The organism is Streptomyces sp. NPDC002867 (assembly GCF_053591895.1).
Window position 1 is genome coordinate 153,184 of record NZ_JBSFUR010000001.1, and the last position, 16,085, is coordinate 169,268.

Here is a 16,085-nt window from a genome sequence, read left to right on the forward strand (position 1 = left end):
GGCAAGCCCCGCAGGTGTGGTGGCGTCGAGGCGGGCCCCCGGTTGGGATCAATGTCAGACCCGGCTCGTAGCGTCGAAAGCGAGGGCCCGGAGAGGCCGGGCCCCGAAAGGCACGGGAGCGGGCCATGGGCGAGATCAGTGTGGGAAGGCAGCACCTCTATCGGCTGTTGGCCGACAGCGCCGGCGCATCGTACGGGGCCCCGTACCAGCGGGCCTTCGCAGACCTCGCCAGGACACACCAGGGCCGGCCCGCCGCTGAGATCCTGCCCTTGCTGCGCCGGGCGGCCGACCAGGCCCTGCTGGAGTTCACCCCCGCCGACCTGGTCGAGCAGGCCGAAGCGATCAGCACCGGAGAGCGGTACGTCCTGCGCGTCACGGTCACTTGAAGATCCGGACCGGCGACCACCCACAGGAATCCGCCTCTCACAGTCGGTTGTCGATACGGTGTTCCCTTTGTCGTGGTTGGCGGTTACTGTCCCCGCGCGCAAGATCCCTTCAGGGGGAGCACCACAGGCATGCCGTCGAAACCGCAGCCCGGCCCGGGCGGCCGCCCGGCGTCAGCACCGGCCCCGATGGACTCACACCCGCCAGGCCTCCATCGTCGCCTTCATCGAGCGGGAAGTCGCCCGCCAGGGATACCCGCCGTCGATGCGCGAGATCGGCCAGGCGGTCAAGCTCAAGAGCACCTCGTCCGTCGCGCACCAGCTCCGCGCCGACCTCGCCGAAGCCAGCGAAGCCGTCCAGGCCAGGGCTTGGACAAGGCGTACCGCGCGATCGGCCACGCCTCATACAAGGAAGCTGCCGAGCTCCACTCCAGATACCGCGGGTACAGAAGCGCCGATTGCACAGGCCGCACAGCAGACCGCGAACCATGCCTGTCGAGTAGCCGTGATCGACCATCGCGCCCGGGTGGGCGCCGCACAGGTGGCAGTCGGGGCCCAGCGCGTCGATCAGAGCCGCGCTCAGCCGCCGGACCGGGAGCGTCTTCGCCGGCTTCGGGGGCCGGCGGTGGAATGTTCCGTAGTCGCTTCCTGGGCAGCGCTGTTCCGGCGGCACGTCGCCGAGGCTGACATCCCGTCCCGTGGCCCGCACCCACCACACAGCGTCTTCACTGCCAAAGCGCCGGTGCTTCCACCCGTTCTTGGACTTGCCTGGGCGCAGAGCATCCGGCCGTCGCGGACGAGAGGGAAGCGCCCGTCATCACCCAGCACAGACACGGTCCTCGGCCCCGTCGGCGCGGTCATCGTCGTCCTTTTCCTGCTCCTGTACCGGTGTGACTGAGTGCTTCAGTTGGCGGATCTCAGCTTCAGGGCCGTAACAGCATCGAGGTCTGTCGGCCACGGGTCACCGGTTTCCTGGGAGGACACAAGGCCCTCAGCGAGGCAGGCTGTACCCATGCGGTTGCTCTTCCGCTCGCCTCCTCGACCGGGGGACAGTCACAGCCAGGTCCTCTTCACGCTTGCGCAGGGTCTGCCCTTCGCGCTCGCACTGGCCGTGCTGGGCGTCGAGCTCTCGCCCATGCATGATCTGGTCACCGGCCCCCTCCTCATCGCAACGCCGGCGCTCGCCGCGCTGACGATGGGGCCGACAGGCACTCTCTGCGCCGCAGCCGTCGCTCTGGCCGTCAGCGTGACGACCGCCACCTACAACCAGGCGTGGGGCACCCCGCAGGTCTACGGCAACTTCCTGGGTCTGCTCGTCGTCTCCGTGGCCGGTGTCATCCTGAGTAACGCGGTGCGTACGCGCCGGCAGAGCGAGCTCGACCAGGTGCGCCGGATCGCGGTGGCAGCACAGGAGGTCATCCTGCGTCCTGTCCCCACTCGGATGGGTCCAGTGCGGGCCGCGAGCCTGTGCCTCGTGGCTGGGACCGGGGCCCAGGTCGGCGGTGATCTGTACGAGGCAGTTCATACCCCTTACGGCGTCCGCATGATCGTGGGCGACGTTCGCGGCAAGGGGCTGAATGCCATTCGCGCGGTCGCGGTGGCGCTGGGCGCGTTCCGGGAGGCCGCGCACTACGAGGACGAGCTGGTGGAGGTCATGAACCACTGCTCGGCCGCGTTGAGCCGGGAGGCCGCCGTGCCGGGCGCATTCGATCAGGAAGCTCTGATGGAGGGGTTCGTCACCGCGCTCATCGCCCAGGTGCCCGACAAACCCGTCGTGCAACTGATCAACCGTGGCCATCCGCCCCCGCTGGTGCTGCACCAGGGCAGGGCCCAGGTCCTGATGCCCACCTCACCACTGCCACCGCTTGGCTTGGAAGACCTCATCACCGGCCCTCCCGAAAAGCCCGAGACCTATCCGTTCCTACAGGGCGACCGTCTGCTGCTCTACACCGACGGCGTGATCGAAGCCCGCAGCCCCGACAACGACTTCTTCGGCCTGCCCGAGGCCATGGAAGCGGCGCACGCCCTACCCCAACCGGAGTTCCTGGACGAACTGCACCAGCACTTGCTCCGCCACACCGAGGGCCGCCTCACAGACGACGTGGCGATGATCCTCGTCGACCGGCTCGACGAACAAGCCGACACACAGGTCAACGCAGCCGGCCGCCTCCTCACGTGACAGCGATACTGGCTCGCCGAGTTCGGCATCCCGGTCCACGCCGTACGCGGCTTCGGCTCCCAGCCGTACGTGGACGTCATCCGGGCGTGGATTTCGACACGGAGCAGAGCCGGACGCCCGCCTGCCGGGCTGCGTCCAGCGCCCGGTCCAGCGGCAGCACCGGCGCTCCGGCGGGAGCCTCTTCGCAGCCGACGGCGTAGGCGTGCACGACACCGCCCCCGCCGAGCCCGCGGCCGCCGGCCTTCGCCCCCCAGGAGCCCTATCGCGGCGTGGAGTACCCCTGGCGATGCCTCTGCCACGGCTGCGGGACGAGCGCCTCGACGTTCGGCTCGATCCGGGCCGGGCAGAGCGGATGCCGACGCCGCGCCGACCTGCGGGCCGCCGCCGCGCGCCGGGAGGACCCGAGCGCGCCGTCGCCTCGATGCGCGAGGCCGGCTTCGAGCCCCTGGAGCCGTACACGACGTCCATGACGCCCTGGCGGTGCCGCTGTGCCACCTGCGGCCGCACCTCCAGCCCCACCCTGGCCAAGATCCGCAACCCAGCACGCCCGCTACGGATGGGTCCTGTTCTGCGAGCACCACGTTCCCACCGGCGACGACGCCCTCGCTGTGGAGCAGGCCGATCGGCGCCGACTGCGCACCGCCGGCCACGGCGTCTTCCTGACCGCCGCACAGCTGCCCAACGGATGGACCGAATGTGCCGGGCGCCCGGGCGTGGTTCGAGGTCCGGCGCCGCGAGACGACCGAGGCCGTCATCGGCGCGGTCACCGGCGGCCAGGCCCGGCCGCAACTGCTCGTCCTCGGACGTTACGACACCGACCACCGGCTGCGCCCGGTGGGCCGCACCACGCCGTTGCCGCCCGACGCCGCCCGGCAGCTCGCCGACCATCTCGCTGAGTCCGGTCCTGGGCATCCGTGGACCGGTGTGCGGTTCAGCGTCACCTGGGGCAGCCGCGAGATCCTCGACCCCATCCTGCTCGTCCCCGAGCTCGTCGCGGAGTTCAGCGGCGACACCGCCATCGACCGCGGCGCCTGGCGCACCCCCTGCGCTACGTGCGCATGCGCCTGGACGTCGCCACAGACGACGTGCCGCCGTTCGGCGAGGGCACCGCACCCGCCGCCGGCTGACCGGAAAGCGGTGCCGGCTGATTGCGGGGGTGTCATGGAGTGGCATTGCTGCCTCGGCCGAGATCCTTGAGGAACTGTCGTTGGCCGTCGAGGAATCGGCCCGCGAAGAGCGAGCGGGGGGAGAAGAGCGCGGTGAGAGTGGTCTTGAGGTCCGACTGCTCGATGGACTGCCTGAGCAATGAATGGGCCGCGTCCGGGTAACGCTTGACCGTCAATGCACCGCCTGCGTCCAGCACCTTGCGGTAGATGCGCTCCGTGTCGGCGGTGTCCACGTTGATGTCGTGGCCTGCGAGGGTCAGCAGCACCGGTACGCCGCGCAGGGCGCGGAGGTCTTGCGTGGCGTCCGCGGTGTAGTTCTTGGAGATGAAGCCCCAGCGATCGGCGGTCATGCCGTCCGCGTCACCGCCCATCGCCCTGACGTACTCCTCGAAGGTCGCGTGGTGTTCCAACAGCCGGCGGGTGGTGTCGCTCTTGGCGATCTCGGCCTTGGTGCGGGATGCCGATGCGCCGTCGGCGCGCAGCTCGGCGAGGAGGTTGTAGCGGCCCTGCTGGAGCCAGTTGATCGCGGGCGAGACGGCGAAGACGAAGCTCACGGGCGTCTTGGCGGCGATTTTCGGCAGGACCCAGCCCGCCTGGCTGGCGCCCCAGAGTCCGATCCGGCGGCCGTCGATGTCCGGGCGGGCGCGCGCCCAGGCGATGGCGGCGGCCGCCTCGTTGGCCCGGTCGTCCATGGACTGGTCGAGCCAGTTGCCGGGTGCGCCGGCGACGCCGGGCTTGTCCCACGACAGGGAGGCGTACCCGGCCTTGGCGTTCGCTTCCCACATGGGCTTGTAACCGTCGTCGTGGGTGGCGTCGACGGGGCCGTCGCCGTGGACGTACACGACCAGCCCGTGGTGCTTGCGGCCGTCCTTGGGGGTGGCCAGTACGCCGTTGAGGGTGTGGCCGCCGTGGCGGATCGAGACCCGCTGCTCGTCCATGTCGTAGGAGTTCTGCCACAGCACCACACCGACGAGACCGGCGGCCACGAAGAGGACCATGACGAGTGACCACACGGTGATGCGGAGCCCGCGCCGTCGGGGCTGGATCTTGGGACACATGAGATCTGACCGCCTCTGTTCGGTTTATGAGAGCTGAACCTATCCTCGAGAGAACGATCGTCATGAAGATGATAGTTTCCGTTGAAACTGCGGCGAGAAAGGGAGGCAAGGCATGGGACTGGACGCAACGGGCGCCGGCACTGGACCGGTGACGGTCCGGCGGGGCGTTCCGGCCGGAGCCGAGCGGCGGGCGGCCGAGCTGTACTGGGACGCCTTCGGCCGCAAACCCGGCCCCGCCCTGAACCCGCCGGACAGGGCGGTGCCCTTCCTCGCCGCCCACCTGAACGCCGATCGCGCGGTCTGCGCGCTTCTCGGCGGGCAGCTCATCGGCCTCGCCGGCTACCAACTCGGCGGCCGGGCCCTCACCGGAGGATCGGCCTCCGCCGTGCTGCGCGCGTACGGACATCTGCGAGGACTGCACCGACTCCTGCTCCTCGCCTTGTTCGAACGCCACCCGGCCCCCGGGCAACTCGTCATGGACGGCATCGCCGTGGACCCGGGCATACGCGGCCGCGGCGTCGGGAGCCTGCTCATAGAGGAAGTGGCCGCCGTCGCGGTGGAGCAGGACTGCCGGGAGATCAGACTGGATGTGATCGACACCAACCCGCGGGCCAGAGCCCTGTACGAGCGGCGCGGCTTCACGGCCGTGCGGACCGAGCACACGCCCTACCTGCGGGGGCTGTTGGGGTTCGGCGCGGTGACCACCATGCGTCGCGCCGTCGGAACGAGAGGAACGACAGAACTGTGAGCGCCGAGACGGACCACGTCGAGGTCCCCACCCGCATGCTCGTCCACGCGCTGATCCGCGAGGACGGCACCGTCGGCGCGGACGAGCTGTACACCGTCGCCAACACCCTGGGCATGAGCGACCAGCAGGTGCGGCTGTGCGTCAAACGCCTCGTGGCCGAAGGACGGTTCACCCACGAGGGCCGAGGCCGCAAGGCGGAGCTGCACGCGACCGCGGACACCACGCGTGCCCTCGCCCCCGACGCGGACTTCCTCCGGCACGCATTCCAGCAGGACGCCGGGCTCGCGCCCTGGGACGGTGTCTGGCACCTGGCCGCCTTCGCGGTGCCCGAATCGGCGCGCACGGCCCGGGACTCCCTGCGCGAGACGCTCGTCCACCTCGGCGGCGCCCTGCTCCAGGGCGGACTGTACGTCTGCGCCAACACCTGGGAACCGTACGTCGAAGAAGCTGCCCGCCGCCTCGGCGCCCATGACTCGCTCACCCTCCTCACCACGACGGACCTCCGCAGGGGCGATACCCAAGAGCCTGCCGAACTCGCCCGCCGCCTGTGGCCCCTGCAGGAAATCGCCGACCGCTACCACCGCCTCAGCCGCATCGCCCAGCCCCGCCTCGCCCGGCTCACCGACCCTGCCGGACTCACCCCGTCCGCACTCCTTACCATCGCGGTCGAGCTGGCCGCCGAACTCACCCGCGCCATAGAGCCCGACCCACTGCTGCCGCCTCAGCTCCTGCCCCAACCCTGGCCCGGCACGCAGGCCCGGGAGCTCATCGCCCGGTGCTGGGCGGCCCTGCACGAACGAGAACGCGGCGAAGCCGGCCCTGCCCTCTTCCGCCTCTACGCCGACATCACACGGGAAGCAGCAGACCGCGCCGCGCGCTGAAGACCGAACAGACGGCGAGGCCCGAGTACGACTCCCGCCTCGTCGTGGCACTCGACTCCCTTTCGAAGCACCCGGTACGGCGCTGTCGGCCGGCAAGGACGAATGGACCGAGAACGACGTCGCCTCTGCACAGCGGTCCGGGGGTCGTCCTGTGGTGGCTCCGGCTGCCCAGCCGGGTCGAGGAGGGAAGCCGGCAGCCAGGCCGCATGATTCACGAGAAGCCCACCGCATGACGACATGCTGCCGTCTGGCGACATGATGGCTCTGTCCGCGAGAACCGAACAGCACTTGTCACCAGTTTGGGATGCACCCCGCGCCCGCGAGCGAGTCGAAATGTTCACGGATTTCGACAGCACCGGTGCCGAGCGGGTGGCGGGCCAGGACGTGGTACGCGTCGCGCAACCGCCGGGCAGGCTGTCGATCAGCGTGCCGGCCGCGGTGAATCTCGGCGCGGCCTTTCCTGGTTCATCGATCAGCCGACAACTCGGCGAAGTCCGGGTGTCGGATACGCGGGGCAGGCGGCCGGCGGTCTGGACGGCGACGGTGTCGGCGAGCGACTTCACGACGCCGGGCGGTGGCGCCGTCCGGCAGATCTCCAGGAGCCAGGTCTCGTACTGGTCGGGTCAGGCCACCAGCACCATGGGCCCCGGCACCCGAGCAACGGGAACAACACCACCGCCTGGCAGTCGACGCTGATCGTCGCGATCCCCGCGTCCGCCGTGGGCGGCACCTACACCGGGACGGTCACCCACTCGGTCGCGTGACGCGGGGCAAAAGCTGAGGTTTCATCACATACCGGCATATGTTCGTCGGGTGAGAAGAAAAGCGATTCTTTCGTCTGCCATCGCCGTCGCCCTGGTGGGCGCGGCATCGCTGCCTGCGGTCGCCCAAGGGCCGTCGGGGGACACGACCGTGACATTCACCGTGGCAACGTCGAACCTCGTGATCGAGGTGCCCTCCTCCCGCGATCTGGGGTCCGGGTTCCCGGGGCAGACGATCAGCGGTCAGCTCGGCACCGTGGGGGTGCACGACGAGCGGGCCGCGGCGGACGCCACGTGGACAGCGACGGTGTTCTCCACGCAGTTCGACACCGGAACGGACCAGCCCACCGAGACCGTCCCGCCGAACCTGGTGGACTACTGGTCCGGCCCGGCGACCTCCACCACCGGCAACGGCGACTTCGTGCCCGGCCAGCCCACGCGTGCCGACCGGACCAGCCTGGAGCGGCCGCGCACCGCGTTCTCCCATACCTCGGGCAGCGGGAACAACAGCGCGCACTGGAACCCCACCCTGGAGATCACCATCCCGAACGAGGCCGTCGGCGGGCTCTACAGCGGGACGGTGACCCATTCGGTTTCGTGAGCCCGCGCGACGCGCGGCATGACTGGTTCGTGCGTGCGCGTGTCCGAATTCGCACGCCTCTGACCTTCTCTCATCCCCCTGTCCACAGCGACCTAGGCCGGGCGCCTTGCTCGAGACCCGCTACGGCGAGCGGGCCCTCCGTCTGCTGTAAGACGGCGGCCACGGTGGGCGGTTTACGTTGCGGGCGGTTGCCGACTGCCTGGCGGGCGCCTGCGTTGCGGCGACGCATCAGCAGTCAGCCGCCCGCGCCCACCAGCGCGGCGGCGACAGTGGCGAGCGCGGGTGCCGGAACGCTGGAGCCCGTCTCGGGCCGCCCTCCACCGCTCAGGCCCGATGCCGCCCCGGCAGCTCGCCGACCAGTGCCCGTCGATCTTCCGCTCCGTGATCTGCCGCCGGGTCGCTGTCCCGTCGGCGACGGTGCGCGGTCCGAGGGGGCGCGGTTCGAGGGGGCGCCGGGCAGCCGGGCGAGGCGGTACAGGGCTTCGTCGGCGACCTGGGTGTCGGGTGAGGTGACCGCCGCCCTTCCATCAGCCGAAGCCGTACAGGATCCCGAGGACCAGGAGCGCGGCCCGCGCGCTGAGCGCGTCCTTGATCTCGTCGAGGAAGCTCCTGTGCGGCCGTCGTGTGCCTGTGCCGTCTGTGCCATGGCCCAACGCTCGAGGGCCTCCAGGGCCGCCGCAGGCGGTGCGGGGCCGATGGCGAAAGCAGGCATGGCCCACCTGGGCGTAGACACTGTCTACCACCTTGCGGTAGACAGTGTCTATGACTGAACAGGACGAGAGCCTGCGGGCGCGGCTGGTGGCTGCGGGGGTCGAACTTGTGACCAGTAGGGGAGTGGAGGCGTTGTCCCTCCGGGAGATCGCCCGCAGCGCGGGCGTCTCGCACGGCGCTCCCCGCCGCTACTTTCCGACACATCTGTCCCTGTTGTCCGCCATCGCCCGGGAGGGCTTTGCCGACCTGGCGCGCAGGGCCGCCGAGGTGGGCAAGGCCCATGAGCAGGAGCCGCGCGCCCGGGTCGCCGAGCTGTGCCGCGTGTATCTGGACTTCGCACGGACCGACGGCGGCATGTTCGAGTTGATGTTCCGCCAGGACCTGCTGAAAAGCGGCCATCTCGGTCTGCGGGAGACCAGCCTGCCGCTCTTCGGCAGATTCGTGGACGCGGTGGCCCAGGTGCGGCCGCGCCCCGGAGAGGCCCCGCCGCAGGTCGTCGCGACCGCGTTGTGGGCGAATCTGCACGGCGTGGCTCAGTTGTGGGGCTGGGGCAGCCTTCAGCTCGCGACGGGCACCGACGACGTCGAGCCGCTGTTGCGCGCCGTGCTGGACGCCCACCTCGGTCCGGTGGCCCGGTGAGCGTGTCCCACCGCCGGATCACGCTGGCCGGCAGTGTCGTGGGGGCCGCGATCGTCGCTCTCGACGGAACGGTGCTGACCATCGTGCAGCCCACGATGCAACGAGATCTGCATGCCTCCTTCGAGCAGGTCCAGTGGACCAGCACCGGCTATCTGATCGCGGTGGCGAGCCTGCTCGTCTTCGCCGGCCGCCTCGGTGACCAGTACGGCCACCGGCAGGTGTTCGCCTCCGGGATCCTTGGCTTCGGCGCCGCCTCTGCGGGAATCGGCCTGGCGTCGGACATCGGCTGGGTGATCGTGCTGCGCGTCGCCCAGGGCGTCTTCGGAGCGCTGCTGCAGCCGGCCACTCTCGGGATGCTGCGGGCGGCCTTCCCGCCCGACCGGCTGGGGATGCCCATCGCGCTGCGCACCAGCGTCATCGCGGTGGCGGCCGCCGCAGGGCCGCTGGCCGGCGGGGCGCTCGCCGCGCAGTTCGGCTGGCGGGTGGTCTTCCTCCTCAACGTCGTACCGGCGCTGACGACCGGACTGCTCGTCCTTGCCGTACGGGATCCGGAGCCTGTGGACCCGGAGTCCGCGGAGCCGAAGGCCGCCGACCTCGAGTCCGCCGCGGCGTCCGGTTCCCGGCTCGACCCGGCCGGGGCCTGCCTGCTCGCGGTGACCCTGGTCTGCCTGGTGCACACGCTCGTCGGCATGCCGGAGGCCGGCCGGTCGGCGGCGACCGTGGCGGGATTCGCCGCGACCGTGATCTCGGGTGTCGCGTTCGTACGGCACGAACGGCGCACCCGGTGTCCGCTGGTGCCGCCGGAGGTGCTCGGGTCGGCCGCCGTCGCCTCGGCCCTCGGCATTCTGGTGGCCGGGTCGGCGGTGCTGTTCGGTGCCCTGTTCACCGGCACTTACTTCCTGCAGGACGTGCTCGGCCTCGACCCCTTCCGCAGCGCTTTGCGGGCGCTGCCCGGGGCCGTGGCGATGGTCCTGGGCGCGCCGGTCTGCGCCGTACTGCTGCGCCGTTGCGCTCCGCGCCGGACGGCCGCGGTGGCGATGGGCCTCCTCGCCATGGGTGCCCTCGAGCTCTCCGGCCTCGACCGGGCGTCGGGCGCGGTGGCGATCGGTTCCGGCTTCTTCCTGGTGGGTGCCGGTTTCGGTGCCGTGATGGTCACCGCGACGGCGGTCGTCGTGCGTCATGCGCCCGCGGAGCACGCCGGGGTGGCGGGCGGACTCCAGCAGACCGCCATGAACATCGGCCCGACGCTGGGAGTGGCCGCGGCGACCATGCTGACGGCCTTCGCCGGGGCTGCCGAAGTGCCCGGCTCCGCGACGGCGCCCACGCTGACCGTCCTCGCGGCCGTGGCGGCGGTCGGCGTGCTCCTGACGGCCGCGCTGCCGGGCCGTACCGGTGCCGCCTCGCCGCCCTTGCCGTAGTAGATCCCGCGTTCGCCCGGTTCCAGGCCTCCCTCACGTTCCGGCACTCCTCGATCTCCCGCTGGAGGCCGCGGTCGCGCAGGAAGCGGGCGACGAAGGCGCTCTTGTCCCATGAGTATCGTCCGCACTACTCCCCAGCGGACTGCGCCGAGCCCGGAGCCGTGAGGCATTCCGCGTCGGGCGATGACCGGCTTGATCCCGCGCGGCCACAGCAGGCGCCGGTACTACAGAGCGGAAGGGCCCGTCACTCGGTGACGGGCCCTTCCGCTCTGTGCGGCCGTGTACGGCTCAGGCGGCGACGGCCGCCCGGCCCGCGATGAACGTACGAGCGGTCTCCGCCACCCGGCCGCCGAGGTGCTGTGCGGTCGCGATGTCGGCCTTGTGCACGCCCTCCGGACCCTCGTCGGAGTTCGTCTGGGCGGCGGCGCCGAAGAAGAAGCCGAGGCGGTTGAGGTCGTCCTCGGAGCCCTCTGTGGAGTTCCATCCGGGCTTCAGACCGAGGTTCACCCAGTGCATGCCGTGCTGAGCGGCGAGCGTCGCGAAGTACTGCAGGGTGTGCAGCTTGTCGCCGCTCTTGGAGCCGGAGTTGGAGAAGCCGGCCGCCAGCTTGTTCTTCCAGGCGTCGGTGAACCAGCGCTTGGAGGAGTCCTCGGCGAACTTGTGGAACGCACCCGAGGCGGTCCCCATGTAGGTGGGCGACCCGAAGACGATGGCGTCGGAGCCGTCGAGCAGCTCCCACTGGGCCTCGTCGATCTCGTCGACCTTGATCAGGTGGACGGTGGCACCGGCGGCGGCCGCTCCGTCGCGGACGGCCTCGGCGATGACGGTGGTGTGGCCGTAGCCGGAGTGGTAGGCGATCGCGACAACAGGGGTGGTCACGGTAGAAGTCTCCTCGAAAGCGATGTGCTCGTCGTTGGGGGCCCAGACAAGCACTAACTTTTCTAAAGCGCAACCCAACAGTTAGCGCTGTGGTCGACCGGCTGCAGGCGGTCGCATCGTCCGTAAGCGCATCGCCGGTGTCGGCAGCGCCCGCAGGCGCCTCCGCCCGGATGGCCTCCACGGCCGGTGCCGTGCAGGTGGTTGCGCCGGGTGAGCGGATCGCGGTTGCCGGCAACGAGCTGTGGCTGACGGCGGAGGGCCTGCACGTTGTTGCCCCGAAGTCTTCGGGTACTGACAAGCCGGATGTCATTCGGGTCGCCGACGTACTCCCCGGGAAGGTCTCCACGATCGCCCGCGGCGACGCTTCCGGTGTGCTGTTTGCGGGGATCTGCCGCGGTCCGGTGACGGCGACGACCAAGGTCACTGTCAAGCTCGGGGCCCGGACCCTTCAGGCCAAGGTCGCCACCCTGGCCGGCAAGCCCGGCTGGGGTGCCTACTACGTCTTCGACGCGAAGGCGGACGCTTCTGTGAAGCCCTCGATCATCGTCCAGAGCTAGTCAAGAAGTGCCGCTGTCGCCCCCGGATGGGGCGTCAGCGGCGGCTACAGCAAGTGTCCCTTCGCGCCGCCTGTCTCTTCCCTGCCGAGGTTCAGTCGTGACAAACACCGCGGAATACCGCAGGCCGGCCAGAGCCGAACCTTGGCGAGGTCTGCTTGAGCAACGGCAGCGATGACGAATTCCACAACTTCATGACAGGCCGGTGGCCCAGCCTGGTACGCACCGCGTATCTGCTGACCGGCAGCCATCACGATGCCGAAGACCTGGCCCAAAGCGCCCTGGCCCGCGCCTATGCCAAGTGGGACAAAGGCCCTCACTCGTCTGGCGCCTGGCGGAGCTTCGAGTCCGGCTGCGCAGGGCTCCGTCATCAGCTGCACCGCGCGGGCCGGGTACGACTTGAGGCTGAAGCATGAGCCGTTTGTCCATGTCGAGGCGAAAGGTGCCGTACGGGTTGGTGCTCGACCAGAACAGCGCGGTCAGTCCGCGCCGGTCGTCATCGGTGGGCCTCGATGCCCAGGCCGGTTTCGCGAGGACCTGCTGAAGCGGCAGGGTGTTGACGTGCACGAGCGCGGACGATCTATGCGTCCAGCCCCCTCAGGACATGGTCTGAAAAGCTGCAGGCCGAGGAGGCGGCGCAAGGCACCAACTCGTCACAGAAACCGGTCGGCAAGCTGTCGGCGGGTGGTGAGGCCGAGCTTGGCGAAGACGCGCTGCAGGTGGTTGTCGACGGTACGGACGGAGAGGGTCAGCTCGGCGGCGATGTCCTTACTGGCCATGCCCCGGGAAGCGAGGAGCGCGATTTCCTGTTCTCTCGCGGTGAGCGGCACGACGCTCTTGTAAGCCCTGAGAGCGGGGGTAGTGGCCCCTTCGCAACGGTCGGCGAGGACCTCAGCGCGGACCGCAGCGGCGTTGGCTCGGCGGACCTCTCCGGCCTCCCTCAGGAGGGTGGCGGCCGTGGTTGCCGCCTCGGCCGCCAGCAGGTCCGCTCCGATTGTCTCCAGGGCATCCGAGGCGGCGATCAGTCCGTCGGGATCCTGTGCCGCCCATGCCGTTGCTAGATCCGCACGGGCACGGTGGAAGTGTCCCGAGCACTCGGCCGCGATCTCCTCCAGCCGCGCGGCGGCTGCCCGCGCACCGCCCAGCCGGACAAGATCAGTCAGCAGGATGCTTTCGAATGCGGTCTGTCCGCGCTCGAAGGCTTCCCTTGCGGCAGCCGTCAGTACGGCTCGGGCGCGGGTCAGCTCGCCCCGGGCGACGTGCACCCACGCCCTGCCCAACTTCTCCTCAGCGAGGAACACGGAGCGCGGGAGCCCTTCGTACTCGACCAGGGCCGCCTCGGCCGCTTCGAGATCACCCTGCATGGCAGCTGCCGCCGCCAAACCCGCCAGCGCTATTGGCAGGACGACCGCGGCGTGGGGCCGTGACGCGCGGGCCAGCTCCGCGTACAAGCGACGGGCCTGCGCCGGGCGACCGGCAAGCCACGAGCCACGAGCCAGATGGAAGGCCAACAGCCGGCGCTCGGGTTTCGCACTCATCTCGGAAATGCCGTCGCACGCCTGCTCGCCCACCGCACGAGCCTCGGCCAGGCGGCCGAACTCCGTCAGAGCCAGGACAAGGATGGAATGGAGCGCTGCTTCGTGCGAAGCCAATGCGGAGGACGGGCCGGCAGCGGCCGAACCGGCGGCGATGGCACGTCGGGCCCAGTCCACGGCCTCCTCCGCATGCCCCAGGCATGCCAGCGCGGCGGAGCGGATCATGGCGGCCATCAGCCAGATCTGCGGGTCTGGCGACTGCGCGACATCCGGTTCGAGGTCGGCACACAGGCTGAGGCTGTGCTGGGCATCCCCGACGGCGAAGCCTCCGGCGGCCTCGTTGTACCGCAGGGCTCGGCGGCCGGACGGGCTGGTGACCCTGCCGCGGGCGGCCTCGATGACGCCGAGGACGTCCTCGTAGGGGGCCCCTAGCCCCCAGATGAGGTTTTGGGTCCGCATCAGAACGAGGGCCAGTACTTCCGGCTCGCTGACCGCCTTTGCGTCGGCCTCGGACAGTTCGGCCTCGGCCTGCTCGAAGTCACCGGCCTCGAACAGCGTCTTTCCCAGCAGCAGCCGGACTTGGAAACTGCGGTGTTCCTGTGGGATCGCACGGAGCAGCTCCAGCGCGCGCGGGTACTGGCGAGCATGGGTGGCGAGCACTGCCGCCTGGATCAGCAGCGCTGGATCGGCAGTGCCGGTGGCCGCGAGTTCGTAGGTTGCGAGCTGGATCGCGTCTTCCCGGCGGCGCGCCCCGCACTCCTTCAGCAGCCGGACCTGCCGCAGCAGTGTTTCCCGACGGCGCTGCGTGGTCATGTCGGCGCGCAGTATCTCGCCGTAGAGGGGGTGGGCGAGCCGAACTGCGGTACGCCGACCCGCCTGCGCGACGACGATCAGTCCAGCCTCCTCCAGTTGGTCGAGTGCCTCCGGGCCGACGTCCTTGCCGAGGCGGTCCAGGGACAGCGGTTCGCACAGCGAGAGCACATCGAGCACCTGTCGGCCTTCTGACGGGGCGACGGCGAGCCGGGAACGGATCAGATCGGTAAGTCGCCGGGTCCCCGGCACCTCGTCCGCGGTCATGTCCCAGATGCCGTCGTCACAGGTCAGCGCTCCGACGTCCACTGCTCCCCGTACCAGCTCATGCAGGTAGAGCGGGTTGCCCCCACTCGTGGTGAACAGCTGATTGACCGCGTTCGTGCCAACCGGCCCGTCCAGGACCTGTTCAAGCAGGGTCTCGACCTGCTCGCGGCCGAACTCGGCCAGGTCCACCCGCCATACGGCGTCCTCGTGCCCGAGGGCGGTGACGGCCACGGCCGCCCCGTGCCCTGACCGCACTGTTCCCAGCAGGAAGGCCACTCCGGCGTCCATCAGCTGCCGCAGCAGCATCGCCGAGGTCGCATCCAACAGGTGGACGTCATCGACGAGGATCACCATGCGGGACGTCGGCGAATCCGGCTGCGAAAGCAGTTTGACCACCCTCGCGAACCCCGAGACCGGGTCGGACAAGTCGATGCCATGGGGCAGCAGATGGGCCAGAGCGCCCAGTGACACCGACGCCGCGGCGTCGGTGGCCACCGCCCGGCCCGTGCGGTGCCCGGCTTCGGCCGCCCGGCCCAGGCATTCCTCGGCCAGCCGGGACTTGCCGACTCCCGCCGGCCCGAAAAGCAGGAATCCGGTGCTGCGCGCGTCCTGGAGGACCTGGTCGAACTCCTTCATCTGGGCTTCGCGCCCCACCAGTGGCCAACGCCGCGGCATGCTGTTCCGACTCATCCCGTCCCTCATGGAGTTTCCCCGGGCGCATGAACGTTTCATGCTCTTACCGTTCCCGAGTCAGGCGAATTATGGCAGGACCGGCACCTCGAGCCCTTCCGGCTTCCAGGGCACCCGTCCTTCCTCGGTGGTGGACCGAGTGGTGAGCGCTCGGCACCCCGACGCCCTGCCGTAGACGAGTAGCCGTTGCTCTGCCGCCAGCCTCGCGTCCCCCTCAATGCTCATTCTCACCACTTTTGCGGGGAGGTTCTTGAACCCGCCCCTGTGCTCTGGCTCTCGTTCGTGAGTGAGTAGTTCTTACTCAAGTGCTGAGCGCCTCTAGTGATCCAAGCTTTCCTTCGACGTACGGGCTGGGGTTCACCAAGGCTTTGGGAGTATTGATGAGCGCACATGGTGATGTAGACATGGGTCACACGGTGGCTGGGTGGACAGGAACCTCCATCGGAACCTTGGGGTTTGGCGTCGCCGGCCTTGGCATCGTCGCTGCCTCCGGTCCTGTGATCGCAGCGGGAGTCGCGGTCATCGCTCTGTCCGTGATCGTCACCTGGGTCCTTCATCTGGCCGGTTGGGGCAAGCCGAGCGGCCCCCGTCCGGCTGACCAGTGGGAGTGGCGCGTAAAGGATCTCACTGCCCGTCGAGGGCACCCCAACTGCGTTGGCTGCCGGATAGCCGGACGGCGGGCAGTGGCCGCAGCTGAAATCGGTAAGCCGGTGCCCGAAGCAGTCGGCGCCCAGCTGTAGAGCAGTGCTCTGACATCCACAGCCTCAACCTGTAGGCATCGACTTTCTCGTCCGGTTGTCGATGC

The 16,085-nt window shown here is 69.8% G+C and carries 16 protein-coding genes and 3 pseudogenes; 13 read left to right on the forward strand and 6 right to left on the reverse strand.

Annotation, left to right across the window (positions count from 1 at the left end; genetic code table 11):
- The first annotated feature begins 125 nt into the window (after positions 1–125).
- Together ACWD0A_RS00715 and ACWD0A_RS00720 are read left to right on the forward strand one after the other, a co-directional pair.
- Complete coding sequence (locus ACWD0A_RS00715; RefSeq protein WP_451293254.1) at positions 126–386, forward strand: hypothetical protein; 261 nt, start codon at positions 126–128, stop codon at positions 384–386.
- A gap of 58 nt (positions 387–444) precedes the next feature.
- A pseudogene (locus tag ACWD0A_RS00720) lies at positions 445–654 on the forward strand (hypothetical protein); the annotation flags it as partial.
- 192 nt (positions 655–846) lie between these two features.
- Here ACWD0A_RS00720 and ACWD0A_RS00725 read toward each other — a convergent pair.
- Positions 847–1,101: pseudogene (locus ACWD0A_RS00725) on the reverse strand (endonuclease domain-containing protein); the annotation flags it as partial.
- A 294-nt stretch (positions 1,102–1,395) separates the two neighbouring features.
- Between ACWD0A_RS00725 and ACWD0A_RS00730 the strand changes: the two are divergent.
- Positions 1,396–2,562, forward strand: a complete 1,167-nt coding sequence (locus ACWD0A_RS00730; protein WP_451293256.1) for a PP2C family protein-serine/threonine phosphatase — start codon at positions 1,396–1,398, stop codon at positions 2,560–2,562.
- A gap of 696 nt (positions 2,563–3,258) precedes the next feature.
- Complete coding sequence (locus ACWD0A_RS00735; RefSeq protein ID WP_451293258.1) at positions 3,259–3,759, forward strand: hypothetical protein; 501 nt, start codon at positions 3,259–3,261, stop codon at positions 3,757–3,759.
- Here the strand turns inward: ACWD0A_RS00735 and ACWD0A_RS00740 are convergent.
- Complete coding sequence (locus tag ACWD0A_RS00740; protein WP_451293260.1) at positions 3,722–4,786, reverse strand: alpha/beta hydrolase family protein; 1,065 nt, start codon at positions 4,784–4,786, stop codon at positions 3,722–3,724. The genes ACWD0A_RS00735 and ACWD0A_RS00740 overlap by 38 nt on opposite strands.
- Before the next feature lie 112 nt (positions 4,787–4,898).
- On the opposite strand from ACWD0A_RS00740, the gene ACWD0A_RS00745 reads away from it, so the two are divergent.
- The 4 genes from ACWD0A_RS00745 (at position 4,899) to ACWD0A_RS00760 (ending at position 7,777) form a co-directional block, all read left to right on the forward strand.
- A complete protein-coding gene (locus ACWD0A_RS00745; protein ID WP_451293262.1) occupies positions 4,899–5,534 on the forward strand; it encodes a GNAT family N-acetyltransferase in 636 nt (211 codons plus the stop codon).
- Between the two features lie 35 nt (positions 5,535–5,569).
- Entirely contained in the window at positions 5,570–6,415 is an 846-nt protein-coding gene (locus ACWD0A_RS00750) for a PaaX family transcriptional regulator C-terminal domain-containing protein (RefSeq protein ID WP_451293533.1), read from the forward strand.
- A 333-nt stretch (positions 6,416–6,748) separates the two neighbouring features.
- Positions 6,749–7,111 carry a hypothetical protein gene (locus ACWD0A_RS00755; protein WP_451293264.1) on the forward strand — a complete coding sequence of 121 codons (363 nt, stop codon included), beginning with the start codon at positions 6,749–6,751 and terminating at the stop codon, positions 7,109–7,111.
- A gap of 228 nt (positions 7,112–7,339) precedes the next feature.
- A complete protein-coding gene (locus ACWD0A_RS00760) occupies positions 7,340–7,777 on the forward strand; it encodes a hypothetical protein (RefSeq protein WP_451293266.1) in 438 nt (145 codons plus the stop codon).
- Between the two features lie 527 nt (positions 7,778–8,304).
- Here the strand turns inward: ACWD0A_RS00760 and ACWD0A_RS00765 are convergent.
- Positions 8,305–8,430 (reverse strand): hypothetical protein, encoded by a 126-nt coding sequence (locus tag ACWD0A_RS00765; protein ID WP_451293268.1) that lies wholly within the window; start codon positions 8,428–8,430, stop codon positions 8,305–8,307.
- 109 nt (positions 8,431–8,539) lie between these two features.
- Between ACWD0A_RS00765 and ACWD0A_RS00770 the strand changes: the two genes are divergently transcribed.
- Together ACWD0A_RS00770 and ACWD0A_RS00775 are read left to right on the forward strand one after the other, a co-directional pair.
- Complete coding sequence (locus ACWD0A_RS00770) at positions 8,540–9,127, forward strand: TetR/AcrR family transcriptional regulator (RefSeq protein WP_451293270.1); 588 nt, start codon at positions 8,540–8,542, stop codon at positions 9,125–9,127.
- Positions 9,128–9,129: 2 nt separating this feature from the next.
- Entirely contained in the window at positions 9,130–10,545 is a 1,416-nt protein-coding gene (locus ACWD0A_RS00775) for an MFS transporter (protein WP_451293535.1), read from the forward strand.
- A 119-nt stretch (positions 10,546–10,664) separates the two neighbouring features.
- On the opposite strand, the pseudogene ACWD0A_RS00780 reads toward ACWD0A_RS00775, so the two are convergent.
- Positions 10,665–10,769: pseudogene (locus ACWD0A_RS00780) on the reverse strand (IS5/IS1182 family transposase); the annotation flags it as partial.
- Between the two features lie 64 nt (positions 10,770–10,833).
- The gene (locus tag ACWD0A_RS00785) at positions 10,834–11,424 is read right to left on the reverse strand and encodes a flavodoxin family protein (protein WP_451293272.1); all 591 of its coding nucleotides are present in this window, start codon (positions 11,422–11,424) and stop codon (positions 10,834–10,836) included.
- Between the two features lie 89 nt (positions 11,425–11,513).
- Here ACWD0A_RS00785 and ACWD0A_RS00790 point away from each other — a divergent pair, with 89 nt between their 5' ends.
- Both ACWD0A_RS00790 and ACWD0A_RS00795 read left to right on the forward strand, forming a co-directional pair.
- On the forward strand, positions 11,514–11,981 hold the full coding sequence (locus ACWD0A_RS00790) for a hypothetical protein (protein WP_451293274.1): 468 nt from the start codon (positions 11,514–11,516) through the stop codon (positions 11,979–11,981).
- Between the two features lie 155 nt (positions 11,982–12,136).
- Entirely contained in the window at positions 12,137–12,394 is a 258-nt protein-coding gene (locus tag ACWD0A_RS00795) for a sigma factor (protein ID WP_451293276.1), read from the forward strand.
- A 237-nt stretch (positions 12,395–12,631) separates the two neighbouring features.
- Here the strand turns inward: ACWD0A_RS00795 and ACWD0A_RS00800 are convergent, their stop codons facing one another.
- Positions 12,632–15,322, reverse strand: a complete 2,691-nt coding sequence (locus tag ACWD0A_RS00800; RefSeq protein WP_451293278.1) for a LuxR C-terminal-related transcriptional regulator — start codon at positions 15,320–15,322, stop codon at positions 12,632–12,634.
- Between the two features lie 338 nt (positions 15,323–15,660).
- Here ACWD0A_RS00800 and ACWD0A_RS00805 point away from each other — a divergent pair, with 338 nt between their 5' ends.
- Complete coding sequence (locus ACWD0A_RS00805; protein ID WP_451293280.1) at positions 15,661–16,020, forward strand: HGxxPAAW family protein; 360 nt, start codon at positions 15,661–15,663, stop codon at positions 16,018–16,020.
- Positions 16,021–16,085 lie beyond the last annotated feature (65 nt).